The 16,008-nt window shown below is 44.6% G+C and carries 11 protein-coding genes; 2 read left to right on the forward strand and 9 right to left on the reverse strand.

Features of this window, described 5'->3' with window-relative positions; translation table 11 throughout:
* Nucleotides 1–154: 154 nt before the first annotated feature.
* From K1I56_RS01495 to K1I56_RS01505, 3 genes are all read right to left on the reverse strand, one after another.
* Complete coding sequence (locus K1I56_RS01495) at nucleotides 155–1,000, reverse strand: CPBP family intramembrane glutamic endopeptidase (RefSeq protein ID WP_049492035.1); 846 nt, start codon at nucleotides 998–1,000, stop codon at nucleotides 155–157.
* Nucleotides 1,001–1,049: 49 nt separating this feature from the next.
* Nucleotides 1,050–1,622 carry an HD domain-containing protein gene (locus K1I56_RS01500; RefSeq protein ID WP_023918398.1) on the reverse strand — a complete coding sequence of 191 codons (573 nt, stop codon included), beginning with the start codon at nucleotides 1,620–1,622 and terminating at the stop codon, nucleotides 1,050–1,052.
* Between the two features lie 99 nt (nucleotides 1,623–1,721).
* The gene (locus K1I56_RS01505; RefSeq protein ID WP_037599347.1) at nucleotides 1,722–2,291 is read right to left on the reverse strand and encodes a TetR/AcrR family transcriptional regulator; all 570 of its coding nucleotides are present in this window, start codon (nucleotides 2,289–2,291) and stop codon (nucleotides 1,722–1,724) included.
* 129 nt (nucleotides 2,292–2,420) lie between these two features.
* On the opposite strand from K1I56_RS01505, the gene K1I56_RS01510 reads away from it, so the two are divergent.
* Nucleotides 2,421–3,263, forward strand: a complete 843-nt coding sequence (locus K1I56_RS01510) for a DegV family protein (protein ID WP_023918400.1) — start codon at nucleotides 2,421–2,423, stop codon at nucleotides 3,261–3,263.
* 193 nt (nucleotides 3,264–3,456) lie between these two features.
* Here the strand turns inward: K1I56_RS01510 and K1I56_RS01515 are convergent, their stop codons facing one another.
* Genes K1I56_RS01515 through K1I56_RS01530 form a run of 4 tightly spaced genes read right to left on the reverse strand, consistent with a single transcriptional unit; the run spans nucleotide 3,457 to nucleotide 10,641 of the window.
* Entirely contained in the window at nucleotides 3,457–5,103 is a 1,647-nt protein-coding gene (locus K1I56_RS01515) for a hypothetical protein (RefSeq protein WP_223324795.1), read from the reverse strand.
* Nucleotides 5,093–5,836, reverse strand: coding sequence for an ABC transporter ATP-binding protein (locus K1I56_RS01520; RefSeq protein WP_003010968.1), 744 nt, complete (start codon nucleotides 5,834–5,836; stop codon nucleotides 5,093–5,095). Before K1I56_RS01520 ends, K1I56_RS01515 begins: the two co-directional genes overlap by 11 nt.
* Nucleotides 5,837–5,875: 39 nt before the next feature.
* A complete protein-coding gene (locus tag K1I56_RS01525; protein WP_223324796.1) occupies nucleotides 5,876–7,507 on the reverse strand; it encodes a M20/M25/M40 family metallo-hydrolase in 1,632 nt (543 codons plus the stop codon).
* A gap of 23 nt (nucleotides 7,508–7,530) precedes the next feature.
* On the reverse strand, nucleotides 7,531–10,641 hold the full coding sequence (locus tag K1I56_RS01530) for a CocE/NonD family hydrolase (protein WP_155124813.1): 3,111 nt from the start codon (nucleotides 10,639–10,641) through the stop codon (nucleotides 7,531–7,533).
* Nucleotides 10,642–10,813: 172 nt separating this feature from the next.
* Between K1I56_RS01530 and K1I56_RS01535 the strand changes: the two genes are divergently transcribed.
* Nucleotides 10,814–12,295, forward strand: coding sequence for an alpha-amylase (locus K1I56_RS01535; protein WP_223141787.1), 1,482 nt, complete (start codon nucleotides 10,814–10,816; stop codon nucleotides 12,293–12,295).
* Nucleotides 12,296–12,484: 189 nt separating this feature from the next.
* Here K1I56_RS01535 and trxA read toward each other — a convergent pair whose 3' ends face one another.
* Entirely contained in the window at nucleotides 12,485–12,799 is a 315-nt protein-coding gene (gene trxA / locus K1I56_RS01540; RefSeq protein WP_049483759.1) for a thioredoxin, read from the reverse strand.
* A 97-nt stretch (nucleotides 12,800–12,896) separates the two neighbouring features.
* The gene (locus tag K1I56_RS01545) at nucleotides 12,897–15,926 is read right to left on the reverse strand and encodes a CocE/NonD family hydrolase (protein ID WP_223324797.1); all 3,030 of its coding nucleotides are present in this window, start codon (nucleotides 15,924–15,926) and stop codon (nucleotides 12,897–12,899) included.
* Nucleotides 15,927–16,008 lie beyond the last annotated feature (82 nt).

Below are 16,008 nucleotides of genomic sequence, written 5' to 3' on the forward strand. Positions count from 1 at the left end.
GAGCCCACTCAACCACTGCGTCTTGCTCGACAATCCAAAAATAATTGAGAGGCTAGGACTTTTGTCCCAGCCTCTTTTGTTAGAGTTACTTATAAAAAATTTTTTATCGTTGATTCATAAACTGTAATAGGATTCAAAAATTTTTAAAAGAGCTTCAACATTGATTTGCTATAGTCTTTGACTTTCTTTTATAAATGCTCAAAACAATTGCAAATGACAACAACTGCCAAAGAATAATTCTTACTATCTGCAAGCTATCTGATTCAGAATTTGAGACAACATGGACCAGATTTGAAGCAAGATTGTTGAAAAGATGATCTCCTAGTCCTAGCCACAAGGAACCTGTCATTTTGTAAAGTAAGGACCATTTGATGCTCATCATTCCCGCTAGGATAACATAGCCAATCCCCATGGTAATAAGATTTAAGAGTGACGATTCTCCTTGAAGATAATCTCTGAACGGCATTGCCAAGTGCCATATTCCAAATAGGAAGGCTATAAAGAATAGACTCTTACGGTAAGAAATCCCTTCAAGAATTTTGGTGAAAAGGCCACGAAAAACTCCTTCTTCCATCCACACGTTTATCAGGTTAAATAAGATACTTAACATGATAAACAAGATACCTGCTTGTGATCCTTTTTCGTTTGTTAAGGAAAAACCACTGGCATAAAACGATAAGTGAACATTGCCATGAAGAAACAAGAGAACAATACACTCAACTGTATATGCAAAGATGGAGCACACTAAACCAAAGAGCAGGCCATTTCCTATACCTCTTATAATTCCATTAGGTGTAAAACCAATATCTATCCATCTTAATTTGCTAATTGAAAGAATTCCCCACAATAAAAGTATTCCAAAAAGTTTGTGTAGAAAATTCTCCGATAAAAAAGTATCATCTGTCCTCATATACAAGTATTCGAATAGCCTTGCTACTGAGCAGATAACAAATATAATTGAACAACTTAAAATAGGTTTCTTTATTAGTTGATTTAGCATATCTTTCTTTCAAATAAGTCTTTTATAAAAGTTAATTTCAATATTTCACTCAGTCCAATTCCTTCTCTAGTTCTTTTAGAAAGGTGATTAAAAATTGATGGCGACTTTCTGCCATTTGTTTGGCAGTCTCCGTGTTCATTTCATCTTTTAAGAGGAGCAACTTGTCGTGGAAATGTTGGACGGTATCAGTAAGGGGTCTCCCTTTGTGGCCACCATAGGAAAAAGTTCGCGCAATTCCTACAGCTCCTATCGCATCGAGCCGGTCTGCATCCTGGACAATCTTGCCTTCTAAGGTTTCTGGATGTTTACCGCGATTTTTGCTGAAAGAAACAGCATTGATTACCCGACAAATCTGCTCGATTTGGTTTTTAGGAGTACCGATCTCTTCTAGAAACTTACGAGCATTCGCATGATTCTCTGTTTGAAACAATTTATCATCATCAGCATCGTGAAGAAGAGCTGACAAGCCCACTATCTCCAGATCACATGGCCCTTCTGCTTGTGCGATTCTCATAGCATTAGTATAGACGCGGAGGGTATGCTCTACATCATGGCCATCCGCTCGATCAGCAAATAAGGTTTTCACATACTGCTTAGCAGCAAGAATTCGTTCTTCCATCATCGTTCTTGTCCTTTGAATAATCTATGTATAGTTCTATCTATTCATTTGGGCTAGTTATGGAGAGGGGCAGTTTACTTTAAAACCACCTATCGGTGGTTCTTACTTCTTCTTTTGTGGGAAGAGAGGAAGGCCTAGGGTCGCGATTTTCTCAGCGGGAATCTTCATGCCATCCTTGATCCATTTGGAGATGACAGAGACAATGGCTGAGCTCCAGAAGGAATTGAGGTAGCTGCCAGCGCCATTTGATGAGCTGCCATTTCGTTTTTCTAAAAAGTCATAGACTGCCTTGGTCAAGAGCCGTTCAAAATTGTAATCAATGGCCAGGCTGATAATCTTAGCTTCTTTCTTAACTTCCTTAAAAAGATAGACCCAGACTTGGTAGAGATCTGTCTTGAGGTTGTAGCCATCTAAAGACTTGGTAATTTTTGCGATACTAGATTGAAAGATAGACTCAAGAATCTCTTCTTTTGATCCATAATTGCGGTAAAAGGCCGCGCGAGAGACCCCAGCACGCTGAACCAGCTCAGAGATGGTGATCTTTTTCAGATCTTTTTTCTCCAATAGTTGCAGGAGAGAGATTTCGATGGATTCTCGTGTAATCGCATTGTTTTCTTGGTTAAATCGTTTGAGATTTTCCAAGGATTTCTCGGATATTTTTCTTTCTGCCATAACATTTACTTTCTATCTGTCTCACCTGATGTTATCTGCTTGGATAGCATGGTACTTCATGATATAATTGTAAAAGAAGACAAACTACTTGTCAATGTACATTTTTATACAATTATGAGGTATGAACTGATGAAATGGAAAATTATTGCGGATTCAGGCTGTGACTACCGCTCTTTGGACAACCTGGCACCAGATACGGAGTTTGTCAGTGTCCCACTGACCATCCAAGTGGGAGAAACTATCTACACAGATGATGTCCAACTCAATATCGATCAGATGATGGAAGAGATGTATGCGACTACGACTGCTTCTAAGTCTGCCTGTCCGAGTCCCGATGATTATATGAAGTCCTTTGAAGGAGCTGAAAATATCGTCGTTGTGACCATCACTGGAACCCTTTCAGGTAGCTACAATAGTGCTGAGGTGGCCAAGAAGATTTATCTAGAAGAGCATCCGAATACCAATATCCACGTCATTAATAGCTTGTCAGCTGGGGGTGAGGTGGACCTGATCGTTCGCAAGCTCAATCAGTTGGTCGCTGAAGGCCTCGATTTTGATCAAGTAGTCGATGTGATCACGACCTACCAGTCTAAGACGAAGTTGCTCTTTGTTTTGGCCAAGGTTGATAATCTGGTCAAAAATGGGCGTCTCAGCAAATTGATCGGGACTGTTGTCGGACTCCTCAATATCCGTATGGTCGGGGAAGCTAGTAAGACGGGTACCCTTGAGCTGCTTCAAAAAGCACGGGGCCAAAAGAAAGCGATCAAAGCTGCTTTTGATGAATTGATCAAGGCGGGTTATGCTGGCGGTCATATCACCATCGCCCACCGCAACAATGAAAAATTTATTGAGCAATTCTCTGCATTGGTTCGTGAAAAATTTGCCCATGCAATGATCGAAGTCCTTCCTACTTCTGGACTTTGTAGTTTCTACGCCGAAGAAGGCGGCCTCCTCATGGGGTATGAAATTTAAGTTACCACTAAAAAGAGGCTAGGACAAAAGTCCTAGCCTCTCATTTGTTTTTGGATTGTCGAGCAAGACGCAGTGGTTGAGTGGGCTCTACTACACTGATTTCATCAGCTTTACAGCCCTACTCAACTGTGCGGAGGTGGGACGACGAAATTGAATTCTAACGAATGACCGATTTCTGTCCCACTCTCTTTTTTTATTCTCCGATCTCTTGGTAGAGGGTACGGATTTTTTTGCGGTAAATGGTATAGCTGATCCCAGCTCCGATTAGCAGGATGACACTATAAAGGATCACAGCCAGCAGGGTGCTGACGGAATGATAGGTCCAAATGAAGCTGACAATGATCAGGAGAAACATCACAAAGAGAAAGACAATCAAGAGGATAGACTGAAGAACTGCATTCCCACGATGACGGGTCATCAACTCTGTGATATTGGTCCAATTGGTGCTAAAGTTCTGAAAATCTTTGACATAGTCTCGGATGCAGATCGGAATGGTCGTTACAACCCAGATCAGTAACATGGCAAGGATAGCCAAGGGATGGACGCCAAAATAGAGACAAACGCCAACTAGAAGAATGACAGGAAGGATGGATTGCACCAGATAGAGCAACCAAAACTTCATAAAGAGATAGCGTTTGAAATCAACAGGGAGGGATCTCAAGTATTCAAAGTTTTCGCGCTCTAGCGAAATACCGATACTGGTCAAGCCTCCAAAACTATTGAAAACACCGATCAAGATGGCAACAAGGGTCAGTGGTACCAGATACTGGGGTGTCAAGTAAGGACTGAGGCCTCCTATATTTTTTGATGCTCCTGCTGCTCCACTGAGGAGGAAAATATATGGCAGAATACTCATCATCAATAGGACTTGCACCATAAGGGTTCCATCGCTCAAGAGTCTGCGATGATACTGAATGACAAACTGTCTAAAGGAGTCTTTCTGGCCCACATGGATGGCTTTCACGCGCTCTTTGACGGTTTGGTTGGTCGCAACCGCAAGGGCTGCATCATAGAATTGTGGGATCACGATTTTGCGAACCAGGCCGATCAAGACCAAAAGCACCGCTATCCAGCCCAGAAGGCCAAGGATCGCTCCACCATCAAAAGGATGGAGGATAAACTGATGAAAGGCTGTAAAAGGTGGAAATAGAATGGGAATATCAGCGCCACCCGTCACTTCTACCCGATGGGTCTGGACTAGATTCAGATAGAGATAAGCTCCTAGACTCAGAAGAGAACCAATTCCGACCATGATGTTAGAGACCAGGGTCGTGTGTTTTTTGAAAAACAAGGTCTTGGTGATCAAATGAGCTAGTAAGATCGTCGCTAAAAAGAGAACGCCTAAGAGAATTAAGGCACAAAAGAGGCCTAGCAGGGTCCCTAACGGATTGAAGCCGCCTGCTTGGACAGGCAGGATCAGAAAATAGCTGACCAAGGGAAGGATAGCCATGAGGAGGGTCAGGATGACCGAGATACTCTTTCCAGCAATGACTTCCGCATCTGAGAAGGCATAGGGCCGGTAAAACTGGAGGTCCTTGCTTTCATAAAAGACATTGTAAAAACTCATAAAGCCTTGGGAAATAGTCATCAAGGAAAAGAGGGCCACCATATTGACAAAGAAGGCTGGTTGATGGACAAAATCATAGATGCTAAAGAGCAAGCCAAATATGAGGAAATAGACCAATCCTAAAAAGAGGTAGTTGAGCACCGATTTGCGGGCGACATTGAGTTTGACGTCCGGTTTTTTGGCCTGTTTGGCACGTAATTTTGCGATCTGAGCGGGCTGACTGGCATAGATGATATTAACATTGACCAGCTGCTGGATGATCTTAAGACGCATGATCGCCACCTTCTTCCTTCCGACCCGCTAGGCTGAGATAGATACTTTCCAGACTTTGTTCGGGGTGCTGGCCCTTTAATTCCTCGATCGTCCCATAGAAAATGAGATTACCTTTTTTAAGAATGGCGATTTTATCACAGAGTTGTTCGGCCACTTCTAAGACGTGGGTAGAGAAAATAACCGTCTTGCCACGATCCGCATGCTGGCGCATCATTTGTTTTAAATCGTAAGAAGCCTGTGGATCCAAACCGGTCATCGGTTCGTCCAAGACCCAGATATCTGGATCGGACAAGAGGGCTGCAATGACGAAGACCTTCTGGCGCATCCCATGTGAAAAGGATTCAATCACTTCATAACGGTGGCTCTGAAAATCAAAGATCCTAAGAAGCTCTTCCAAGCGTTGATCACAGTCTTTCTGACTCATATCATAAGAGGTCGCAACCAACTCCCAGAACTCATTGGCTGTGAGACGCAAGAAAAGATCTGGCGAATCTGCCACATAACCGATCTTCTTTTTGATTGCCAGCCGATGGCTATAGAGGTCCTGACCATCCACTTCAATTGATCCAGTGGTTGGGGTGATGACACTGACCAGGCTCTTAATCGTCGTTGACTTTCCAGCTCCGTTATGGCCAATCAAGCCGACAATTTGCCCGTCTTCGATGGTCAGATCCAAGTGGTTGAGGGCAATATGCCCATCGTAATCTTTGGTAACTCCGTGAAATGTAATCATGTTAACTCCCTAATTGATCCTCATTGGGACCGTTTTTTCTTATTCTGTTGATAAGCGATCATCGAAATGGTAGAGCAATTCTAGTAAATAGTTTGGAATGGTCTCCAAAAAGTCTTCTTTGTAGACCCGCTCTCCTCGCTTATGCAATTCTTTGCCCCAAGGGCCTAGATTGACCGCTGGAACCTGAATTTGAGCAATTTTTTCCAGATCCAGATCATAGACCTGGGCTGGTGTGGCTAGGCTATCTAGGACGACTTGATAAGAAGCCACATCCTTTTCCAAGGTACAATAACTGGTGTCGTTAATCCCCATAAAGTATTCTTCCACTTTTAAGAGGTAACCTCTTGTGTCCAGATACTCACGGTAATCAGTGATGAGGGACACAATATTGAAATCGGTATTGTCTAAAAAGCGGCAATTCATGGAAGGATAATAGGGGGGCGCAAAACCAATAACCACCATAGGATCCTTATCTCCGAGAAACTCAAGGAGTCGCTGGATTTGCTGAATCGCAAGGCTCTGGTAGCTGGTCCCATTACGAAAATCTTGCTCCGCTTTTTTATTAGAAGCTTCTCTAAAGTCTTGGTAACCTTCTATGGCTTGGCATCGTTCCTCTAGTTCTTGATAGGTGATGACTCTTGGCCTTGCAATCATATGGTCTTGGCCAGCCTGATCCTGCAAGTGCTCATACTTCTTGTAAAAGGCATCCAAGGCCTCCTGACTAAGCTCATAAATCCGCTGTAGGAGCTCTTGGGGTGTTTTCTTCAAATGCAGAACACTGAAATAACCAGCCGCATAGAGCACGGTCGATACATCGTACTGGTCCTTCAAATCTCTGAGATAGGACCAAGAAGGAAGGGGAGACGTTTCTCCCAGCGCCTGATCTGCCAGATCGGGATGAAGATCTAGCTGGCTTGCGATGGCCACTAAGAGTGACAAGGCATTGATCCCTTTAAGGGGCTCCTTCATATGGGACAAGACACCTTGTGCCACAACGACCGGCATGAGTTTGCCGACTGTGCCAATGTGAAGGACCTTTTCTTTTCCTACCTCTGATTCAAAGGGTTCTGAATCCACTGCTAATACATAATTCAGATCAAACTTCTCCTGCAAATCTGTGAGGAGGCCCAAAGCTCCACGCATCCCACGTGAATAGGATTCCTCATCTCCAACAGAGAGATAGAGCAGATTGACCTGACCTTCCACGGGATCTGCCGCATAGGCTTCCAGAACCCCCAATTGAAGGGCCAATGCTGCTTTCATATCGCAAGACCCTCTGCCAAATTTCCATTCCCCAGAAGCTAAATCTTCCTGCATATCAGGTCGACTGTCCAGTCTTTTCAAAGCTTCTGCTACTTTATCAGAATCGAGCGCGATCTCTGCCAAATTTCCATAGTCTTCTAGATCAACTGTATCATGGTGGTGGAAAAGGATAACTGTTTTTTTCTTTCCCTTATCAACCAGGGCCCAATTGACCGACCGATGCAAGTGATCCTGTGGCACCTGATAGCGCCCAAAATGGTCCGGGTGTTCCTTGAAATAGGGGATTTGTCCAATCCGTTGATCCAGGTAGGCTTCGATTCCTTGCTCGGTCTCAGTATTGGTGAAGCTTGGAATCGCCAAGGCTTCGGAAAAAATCGTTTCGATGCTCTCTCTATTGGTGGTTTTCACTTTCTCTCCATCCTTCTTTTCTACTATTCATCTTTGTGAGCTTTGCCAAGTGACAAAAGGCTGGTGAGCATGAGTCCTAGGAAGCCAAAGAGAGTCCAAGAGCTTGTTGCTTGACCTGTTTTTGGAAGGCTTGGTTGGCTTGTCACTTCTATCTTATCTTTATCAGCTCTTTGAGCCAATTCTTGTGCAGTTTCTTCTTTTTGTTCCTTACGGAAGTCCATCGGATCTCGACCGTGGCTTGGTTTTTGAGGAATTTCAGAAATAGCTGGATTGGTTGGCGTCATTGGATTACTTGGAACAATTGGTTTTTCCGCTTGATCTACTGGACTTGGGTCTTGTTCAGGATCTACTTTTGGTTGAATGGTTGCAATTGGCAAGATCCGATCTGCCAATGACGCATAGTCTGTATCTTTTTCACTTGGTTGATAACGGAACAAGAGAGATCGACTGTCTTCTACGATTGGAATCGTTGCAGAAATAGAATCTGTCTTGAAGGTCACTTCATAAGGATCTGCAAAATAGATGTAATCTGGATCATAGGTGTGCAAACTCAAAACCAGTCGATGGCCTTTTTTCACTGTATAGAGATTTGGTTGCAGATACATGGTGTAATCATGATATTCGTTTTCTTTCAGATCAATAGAATGACTAGAACTTGCTGAGTCATAGCGAGATGCTGGATTGGCCAGATTCATCCAACCACGCGCAATCACCACACTCTTAACCTTGTGGGTCTTGTAACGTTTGAGAGGCAAGGTTTCAAGGTTGCTACCATTCCAGTAGCCTGTCTCATCGATGGTTTCTTTTTCCAATGTGCGCGTGCTATAACCGTCTTTGTCATAGGTGATTTCTTCTTTGACCACATCAAAGTCTTCGTCTGAAACATCCATCAGGGTCGCACTGACATGAGCATGGTTTTTGTCTCCCTTGACAAAAGCAGCGCTAAAATGCACAGGAATATGGCCTTTGATGGTGACATCTTGGTCGACGGTGGCTGCATAGGAAGCTGCCACTTCGGAAGAATGGAAGGCTGCATCTTGGTTACGTGTAGTCCAGTTATTTCCTGTACCATAGTAATCGCCAGTTACTGTCACATCCTCCCGTTTAGAGTAGATTCGAGCGGAGATGGCATTGTTGGTATCCCATTTATCAAAACGACGCCATTTACTTGGATCTAGATTGTCCTGAGCTGTTACTTGTGGAAGGTTTTCAATCCCATTTTCAATACCGTAGAGGTAATGGCTATACCAGAGATTCATCAGGTCATTAAAGGCTTGGCCTGCGACTTCTGTCCCTGACCAACGAGTAGATGGATAGATGTGATTGCCCTGGTGGAGCAAGACCTTGGCATCGATCCCCGCCTTTTTATAGGCTTCTAACATGAGTTCAAAATGTTTGGGTTTGACATTGTCATCATTGAGCCCTTGGATAATGAGAGGGGCCGCTTTCAGATTGGCTGCATTGAGCGTGTAGTCGCGTTTAGCATATTCTTCGTTGTAATTATGACCATCCTTGTGTTGGAGCTCATTGAGCTTGGTGATATAGGCTGCATAGTAATCCTTGACCTTGTCCCAATCTTCCTTGTCAAGGATACGACCAGAGGTATAGACAGATAACCAGGAAAGGTCATTGGAAGCTCCTGTATCAAGGGGAGAGCCTTGGCTGTTGAAATGGTCATACCAACTAGCAATCCCTGCGGCTGGCACAATGGTCTTGAGCCCTTCAACCCCAGTGGACGCTACACCAAATGTCGTCGTACCTGCCCAAGACAAGCCTGTCATAGCGACATTGCCGTTGGACCAGTCTGCCTTAACTTCCTGGTTGCTAGTCTTATCAGAGTAGGCTTTGCGTTTGCCGTTGAGCCACTCCACGATATTCTTGTATGCGGCCACTTCAAGATCAGAGCCGGTCGTATTGATCCCGTCTGATCCTTTTGAGCCCAAACCACTACTGGTCACCACTGCATAACCACGAACTAAGAAATAATTGTACCAGTTGAGATTTTCGTAATCATAATGCGTATAATCTTCAGAGCTTTCACGTGGATTGACGTAGTACCAATCCTTTGGATCAGTTGCTTTGGCTACTTCTTCTGTCGTAACAGACTTGGTTGCTTGGCGTTTGGCAGGTTTTTCATAGAGCTTGGCCATATCGAATTTTCCACCTTCTTTGAGGCCAATTGCCTCTAAGGTACGCTCTTCTGTTGTTCCTGTTACATAAGGACTAGCTTCAAAAATGGTCGCAGCTTTATAGTCCCCATTGACAGCAGCTTTTGGCACCTGCACGAAGGTCTTGACCAAGTCAGGCTTGCCATCTCCATCCGTATCATAATCAGTTTCCACATAGACAATATAGCGGACGATGTCACTCTTGTCATAGGAGTAATGCTCCGGATCGTCCCCTGGCGTAAATGGGAAAATAGGTTGTGCTTTGCCATTCAAAAAGAGAGGTGTCTTCTTGTCAGCTCGGTAAGCGGCACGGAGCTGTTTGGCTACATCAACCATCGAAGTGAGATTAGTGACTGGAGCAGAGCCCTCCACTCCTTCCTTGACCATCCCTAGGCTCTTGGCAAAAGCTAATCGGTCTTTATCAGTAGATCCGACTTGATTTTCCTTGGTAGAAGCCCAGTTCAATAGTTGATTGACTGCCTCCGTCACAGTGACTTCTTTTTCACGATCCTGATCGGTTACAGTTGCACCAGTAATTTCAGCCAAGTCTCCTTGGGTTACTTTTGGAGCTGTGCTCACCTCTTGACTGCCAACGGTAGGCGTCGCAGGCGCAGGGCTTGGCTGATTGGCTAGAGTGGACTCAACAGTTGGGGCGCTCACTACCGCTGGACTTGACGCAGGTTCTTCATGTAGCTCAGTCGTCGGAGTAGTTGTCGGAGCGGTTGGCGAAGTGGTTGGTCTGTTAGTTTCTGAAACCTCTTCCACTTTTTCAGGATGTACGGTTTCTTTAGTGTCTCCTTGTGTTGAGGTCACTGTTTCAGTAACTTCAGGACTTACCGTAGAAGGAGTAACCGTCTCCTCAGTAGTTGTGCTGCTTACTTGGTCTGCTTGCACATGCTGGGCGAGTACAGCAGGACTAATCAGTAAACCTGCAACGAGTAGAGAAACAAGAGTTGTTTTTTTCATAAAATGGTCTCCTTTCACCATTTTCAAAGTCAGTCCTAGCGGAGCCTGACTCTATTATGTTATATTCTCACTTCATTTCTTTCATGTATGCGATTTCTTTTCTAGAAAGGGCTTGCTTCCAGCGCAAAAGTTTGTCGCATCCAACTATTTTTGGTAAAATAGGAACATTCACATGAAAGAAGAAATAAAAATGGAAAATCAAACCTTAATGCAATATTTTGAGTGGTATTTGCCCGCTGATGGGAACCACTGGACGCGTCTTGCTGAAGATGCGCAACACTTAGCAGACTTGGGTATTCGTAAAGTCTGGATGCCACCTGCCTTTAAAGCTACATCTAACAATGACGTTGGGTACGGAGTCTATGACCTCTTTGATTTGGGCGAGTTCGATCAAAAAGGAACGGTTCGTACCAAATACGGTTTCAAAGACGATTATCTTCAAGCCATTCAAGCCCTCAAAGATGCAGGGATTCAACCAATGGCCGATGTCGTTCTTAACCACAAAGCTGCTGCAGATGGTTTAGAAGAATTCGAGGTCGTTGAGGTCGATCCGATGGATCGAAACAAGATCCTTACCGAACCTTTCACCATTCAAGGATGGACCAAATTCACCTTTGATGGCCGAAATGGCGCCTATAATGACTTCCACTGGCATTGGTACCATTTCACCGGTACGGACTACGATGCTTCACGTAATAAAAGTGGGATCTACCAAATCCAAGGGGACAACAAAGGTTGGGCCCATGGAGATCTGGTTGACAAGGAAAACGGAAACTACGATTACCTCATGTACGCCGATATCGATTTCAAACATCCCGAGGTTGTAGAAAATCTCGACCAATGGGCTGAATGGTTTATCGAAACAACAGGGGTTGAGGGATTCCGTCTGGATGCAGTCAAACACATTGACTCCTTCTTTATGAAGAATTTCATCCACAATATCACCAAAAAATATGGTGAAGATTTCTACGTCTTTGGTGAATTTTGGAATGGGGACACAGAAACCAACGATGAGTACTTGGAAAGCATTGACTACTTATACGACTTGATCGATGTGGCCCTCCACCAAAATCTCTTCCGAGCTAGTCAAGAAGGTGAAAATTTCGACCTTCGAACTATTTTTGACGGAACACTAGCACTCAATCATCCTGAACAGGCCGTAACCTTTGTGGACAACCATGATACCCAACGAGGGCAAGCCTTGGAATCTACCATCCAAGAATGGTTTAAGCCTGCAGCCTATGCCTTGATCTTACTTCGTGAAGCTGGTTTGCCTTGTGTCTTCTATGGAGACTACTACGGTATCGAGGGCCAATTTGCGCAAGAAAGTTTCCAAGGGGTCCTCGATCGACTCTTATGGGTTCGTAAAGATCTGGCCTATGGGGAAGAAACGGACTACTTCGATGATCCTAATTGCATCGGTTGGACACGTTCAGGTTCAGAAGAATCAGCACCAATCGCCTGCTTGATTTCCAATAACCAAGCTGCTACAAAAGTCATGGAGATCGGCTCATCCTACGCAGGCCTCACCTACTATGATGTACTAGAAAATTGTAGCGAAACCGTCCAAGTCCAAGAAGACGGTACTGCTGAATTCCCAGTGGCAGAACGTTCCGTCAGTGTCTGGGTAGCCCAAGATACAGAGGGGCAATAACCTTTATATGTAATTTTCTCCTAGGATCTACACCTTCCTAGGAGAATTTTTTCCTGTAAAAATTTTATAGGAAATACAGCTTCATTTTAGCACTATAAGAAAGCGCTGTCAATGGGTATCGCGTCTATTTGAAAGAAATAAAGAGCATCAAAAAAACTCGTTTTCCGGTTTGGAAAACGAGTCTTCTTTTTAGCTCAATTCTGCAATGATTTCTTTCAATTGGGCTTTCGTATGAACTCCAGCCACTTGTTTGACAACTTGTCCATCTTTTTTAAAGAGAAGAGTTGGAATCGACATGATACCGAATTGACGCGCTGTATTTGGATTTTCATCGACATCCATCTTACAGATTTTCAAATCATCTTCATGTACTTCTTCTGCCAACTGATCCAAGATTGGAGCTTGCATGCGGCATGGACCGCACCAAGTTGCCCAAAAGTCAATCAAGACAAGGCCTTGGCTGGTTTCTTGTTCAAAAGTTGCATCTGTGATTATGTGTGCCATATTTCCTCCTTTTTCAGTAGTGACTACTGATTCTGCATTTCTACTTTTATTTTACACTAAAAGATGCCATTTTAGAAATATTTGCTACGGGGAGTCCTTAGGCATCTTCTCTCTTTTTGCGCCAAAAGATGAGGCTAGAAGCTGTTAGGCTAATCACCCCTAAGAGACCCAGAGAATGGTCTTTGCTCCCTGTTTGAGGAAGCGTATGATCTGCTTTCTCTCCTCCCACTACAAGAGTTGCAGCTTGAGGATCTTCTGCCAATCCTTGTGAAACAAATTGAGGTCCATAAGATACAGCTAGTGTATGAAGAGAGTGCTCTTGTCTTGCTGATCCTATTTGCATCTGCTCTGCTTTTTCAGGAAGAGTTTGGCTTGGTTGGACAAAGGATTCTGGGCTTGGAAGCCTATATTCTTCCTTGTAGTGCACTTCTGGAGCGACTAGAGCAGCACCTTCAACTTCTGGTAAATTCGCATAGTCTGTATCTGTTGCACTTGGTACATAAGCTGCCTTTTGGGCGCGGGTCTTTTCAACAATTGGAATCGCCGCCTGGATAGAATCTGTCTTAAAGGTCACTTCATATGGATGCTCCACCGTTAAATCAGATGGGTCATAGGTGTTGAAAACAAGTGCTAACTTGTGACCTTTCTTAACCGTATAGAGATTTGGTTGGAGATAGACCGTGTAATCGTGGTATTCTCCCACTTTTGGCTCGATGCTAGCTCGTGAGCTTGCTGAATCGTAGCCAGACTCAGGGTTCGCAAGGTTGATCCAGCCTTTCGCAATCACCTTGTACTTGGTCTTGATGGTTTCGTATTCGGCAACAGATAGGTTGCTTAAATTGCTTCCCATCCAGAAAGCGTCTGCCGTTTTATCTTGCTTGACGCTACCATTTCCTACCACGTCAAAGTCCTCATCTGCCACATCTACCAAGAGGGCGTTGATTTGGAAATTCTTTCCTTGACCCTTGGCAAGAGCTGCCTTGAAATGAACAGGGATGTGGCCCTTGATCGTAGTGTCCTCAGTAACATCAGAAACGAAGGTCAGATTGGCCTTAGAGGAGGCTTTGCTGACAGTTTCATTACGGTTAGCGATCTCAACACCTGCAGCCGCATAATCACTAGAAATGGTTTCTTCTAGACGTTTCGAGCTTGCATTCAAGAAGAGACGTTGACTGCTCTTCCAGTTATCATAGCTGGTCCACTTGCTTGGATCATAGTTGTTTTGAGCTAGGACCGCTGGCAAGCTTTCGACGTGATTGTCCACTCCGTAGAGGTAATGGGTCAGCCAGGTATTGAGCAGGTCATAAAAGTCCTGACCATTGGCGGTGATGCCGTATCCCCGTGACATAGCCGCTGGATAGACGTGATCTCCTTGGTGGAGATAGAGCTTGACATCTTGGCCTGCTTTCTTGAGGGCATCGTACATGAGTTCAAAGTGTTTGGTCTTGACATTGTCATCATTCAAGCCATGGACGATCAGGGCGCTGGTCTTGAGATTTTCCGGATGAAGGGTATAATCCCGCTCCTTCCAGACATCACTGTAGTTACGATCATGGGCGTACTGGTCCTTGTTCAATTGGTTGATGTAGTTGGAATAGTTTTGCCAAATCCCTGCCCAGTCGTCTTGGTCCAGCATCCGCGTGCTAACGTAGAGGGATAGCCATGAAAGATCACTATAAGGCGCATTGCCAAACTGGGTTCCTTGGCTATTGAAATAATCATACCAAGAGGCAATCCCTGCTGCTGGAACGATGGTCTTTAGGCCTTCTACGCCTGTCGCTGCCACACCAAAGGTCGTGGTTCCAGCCCAGGAGAGACCGGTCATAGCGACATTGCCTGTTGCCCAGTCTGCCTTGATTTCAACATTGCTAGTCTTATCGGTGTAGGCCTTGCGTTTGCCATTGACCCACTCGATGATATTCTTGAAGGCATTGATTTCGAGATCAGAACCTGTGGTGTTAAATCCTTCTGATCCCTTGGTACCAAGTCCCGCACTCGAGATAAAGGCATAGCCTCTGACCAAGAAATAGTCGTACCAGTTCAGATCTTCGTAGTCATAGATATACTCGTAGGGACTGTAGTAATACCAATCCGATGCCTTGGCTTTTTTGGCTGCTTCTACTGTTGTTTCACTGCTTACTGGCTGTCTCTTTGCAGGTTGGCTGTGCAGTTTCTTCATGTCATAGCTACCGTCCGTTGGAAGCCCCAAACTTTCGAGGGTCACGTAGTTTTCATCAAGCGTCCCCGCTACGTAAGGGCGCGCTTCCAGAATAGTGGCTGCCTTAAAATCACCTTGAGCTACTGCTTTTGGTAGTTGAACAATGGCTTTGACTAAGTCAGGCTTGCCATCTGCGTCGGTGTCGTAGTCCGTTTCGACATAGACAGGGAAGCGTACAATTTGGCTGTCTTCATATTTGTAGTCTTGGTCTGCTTTTTCTCCCGTCGTATAAGGGAAAATCGGCTGGGCACGACCATTTAAAAAGAGCGGGCTTTTCTTTTCAGCCCGGTAGGCATCGTAGAGTTTCTTAGCTGTTTCATACATCTTGGCCAATTCTGGCTGACTAACCTTACGAGTCAAATCTTCTGATTTTTCAATCAAGCCTAAACTCTTGGCAAAGCGTTCGCGATCTGCTTGGCTTTGGCCCAATTGGCTAGGATCTGTTGCTGCCCATTGAAGCAAGCCATTAACAGCATCTTGGACCGTCAACTCTTTAGGGGCCTGATCAGCTGCAAGGGTGCTACCTGTAACCTTTGCTAAATCATTACTTGTTGCCGGAGCTTCTGAACTGGGAGCAGATTGAGGTGCAGCTTCCCTGTTGGTTGTTGCTGGACTTGCTACTGGGACCGTAGGCTCACTTTGTCTTGTGTGTTCTTCTGTAGCAGGGGCTACTTGATTTGCAACTGCCGTCCGATCCAGCGATGCCTCACTTGAGTTTGTCCCTTCTTCACTAGCGGCAGTGCTTGCGTCACTAACTATCGGTGTTGCTTCAGTAGATGGAGCATGGACCACTTCTGTCGATGGAGCTAACTCTTCTGTCTGCTCATCTGCTGCTGCTACTTGATGCAAAACCATTGGCGCGATCAGTAAGCTCGATGCGACAATGGAAACCATTGTTTTCTTTTTCATGTCAGTCTCCTAACTTTTTGTAATCAACACTCCCATTATACTATGTAAGCGTTTTAATATCAAACAGATATTCATCTGATCC

The organism is Streptococcus parasanguinis (assembly GCF_019929185.1).
GTDB lineage: Bacteria > Bacillota > Bacilli > Lactobacillales > Streptococcaceae > Streptococcus > Streptococcus parasanguinis_O.

What these genes read in the sequence shown, in the direction of transcription:
- K1I56_RS01495 (WP_049492035.1), bottom strand. Translation starts at nt 1,000, where the DNA reads ATGCTAAATCAACTAATAAAGAAACCTATTTTAAGTTGTTCAATTATA.
- K1I56_RS01500 (WP_023918398.1), bottom strand. Translation starts at nt 1,622, where the DNA reads ATGATGGAAGAACGAATTCTTGCTGCTAAGCAGTATGTGAAAACCTTA.
- K1I56_RS01505 (WP_037599347.1), bottom strand. Translation starts at nt 2,291, where the DNA reads ATGGCAGAAAGAAAAATATCCGAGAAATCCTTGGAAAATCTCAAACGA.
- K1I56_RS01510 (WP_023918400.1), top strand. Translation starts at nt 2,421, where the DNA reads ATGAAATGGAAAATTATTGCGGATTCAGGCTGTGACTACCGCTCTTTG.
- K1I56_RS01515 (WP_223324795.1), bottom strand. Translation starts at nt 5,103, where the DNA reads ATGCGTCTTAAGATCATCCAGCAGCTGGTCAATGTTAATATCATCTAT.
- K1I56_RS01520 (WP_003010968.1), bottom strand. Translation starts at nt 5,836, where the DNA reads ATGATTACATTTCACGGAGTTACCAAAGATTACGATGGGCATATTGCC.
- K1I56_RS01530 (WP_155124813.1), bottom strand. Translation starts at nt 10,641, where the DNA reads ATGAAAAAAACAACTCTTGTTTCTCTACTCGTTGCAGGTTTACTGATT.
- K1I56_RS01535 (WP_223141787.1), top strand. Translation starts at nt 10,814, where the DNA reads ATGAAAGAAGAAATAAAAATGGAAAATCAAACCTTAATGCAATATTTT.
- trxA (WP_049483759.1), bottom strand. Translation starts at nt 12,799, where the DNA reads ATGGCACACATAATCACAGATGCAACTTTTGAACAAGAAACCAGCCAA.
- K1I56_RS01545 (WP_223324797.1), bottom strand. Translation starts at nt 15,926, where the DNA reads ATGAAAAAGAAAACAATGGTTTCCATTGTCGCATCGAGCTTACTGATC.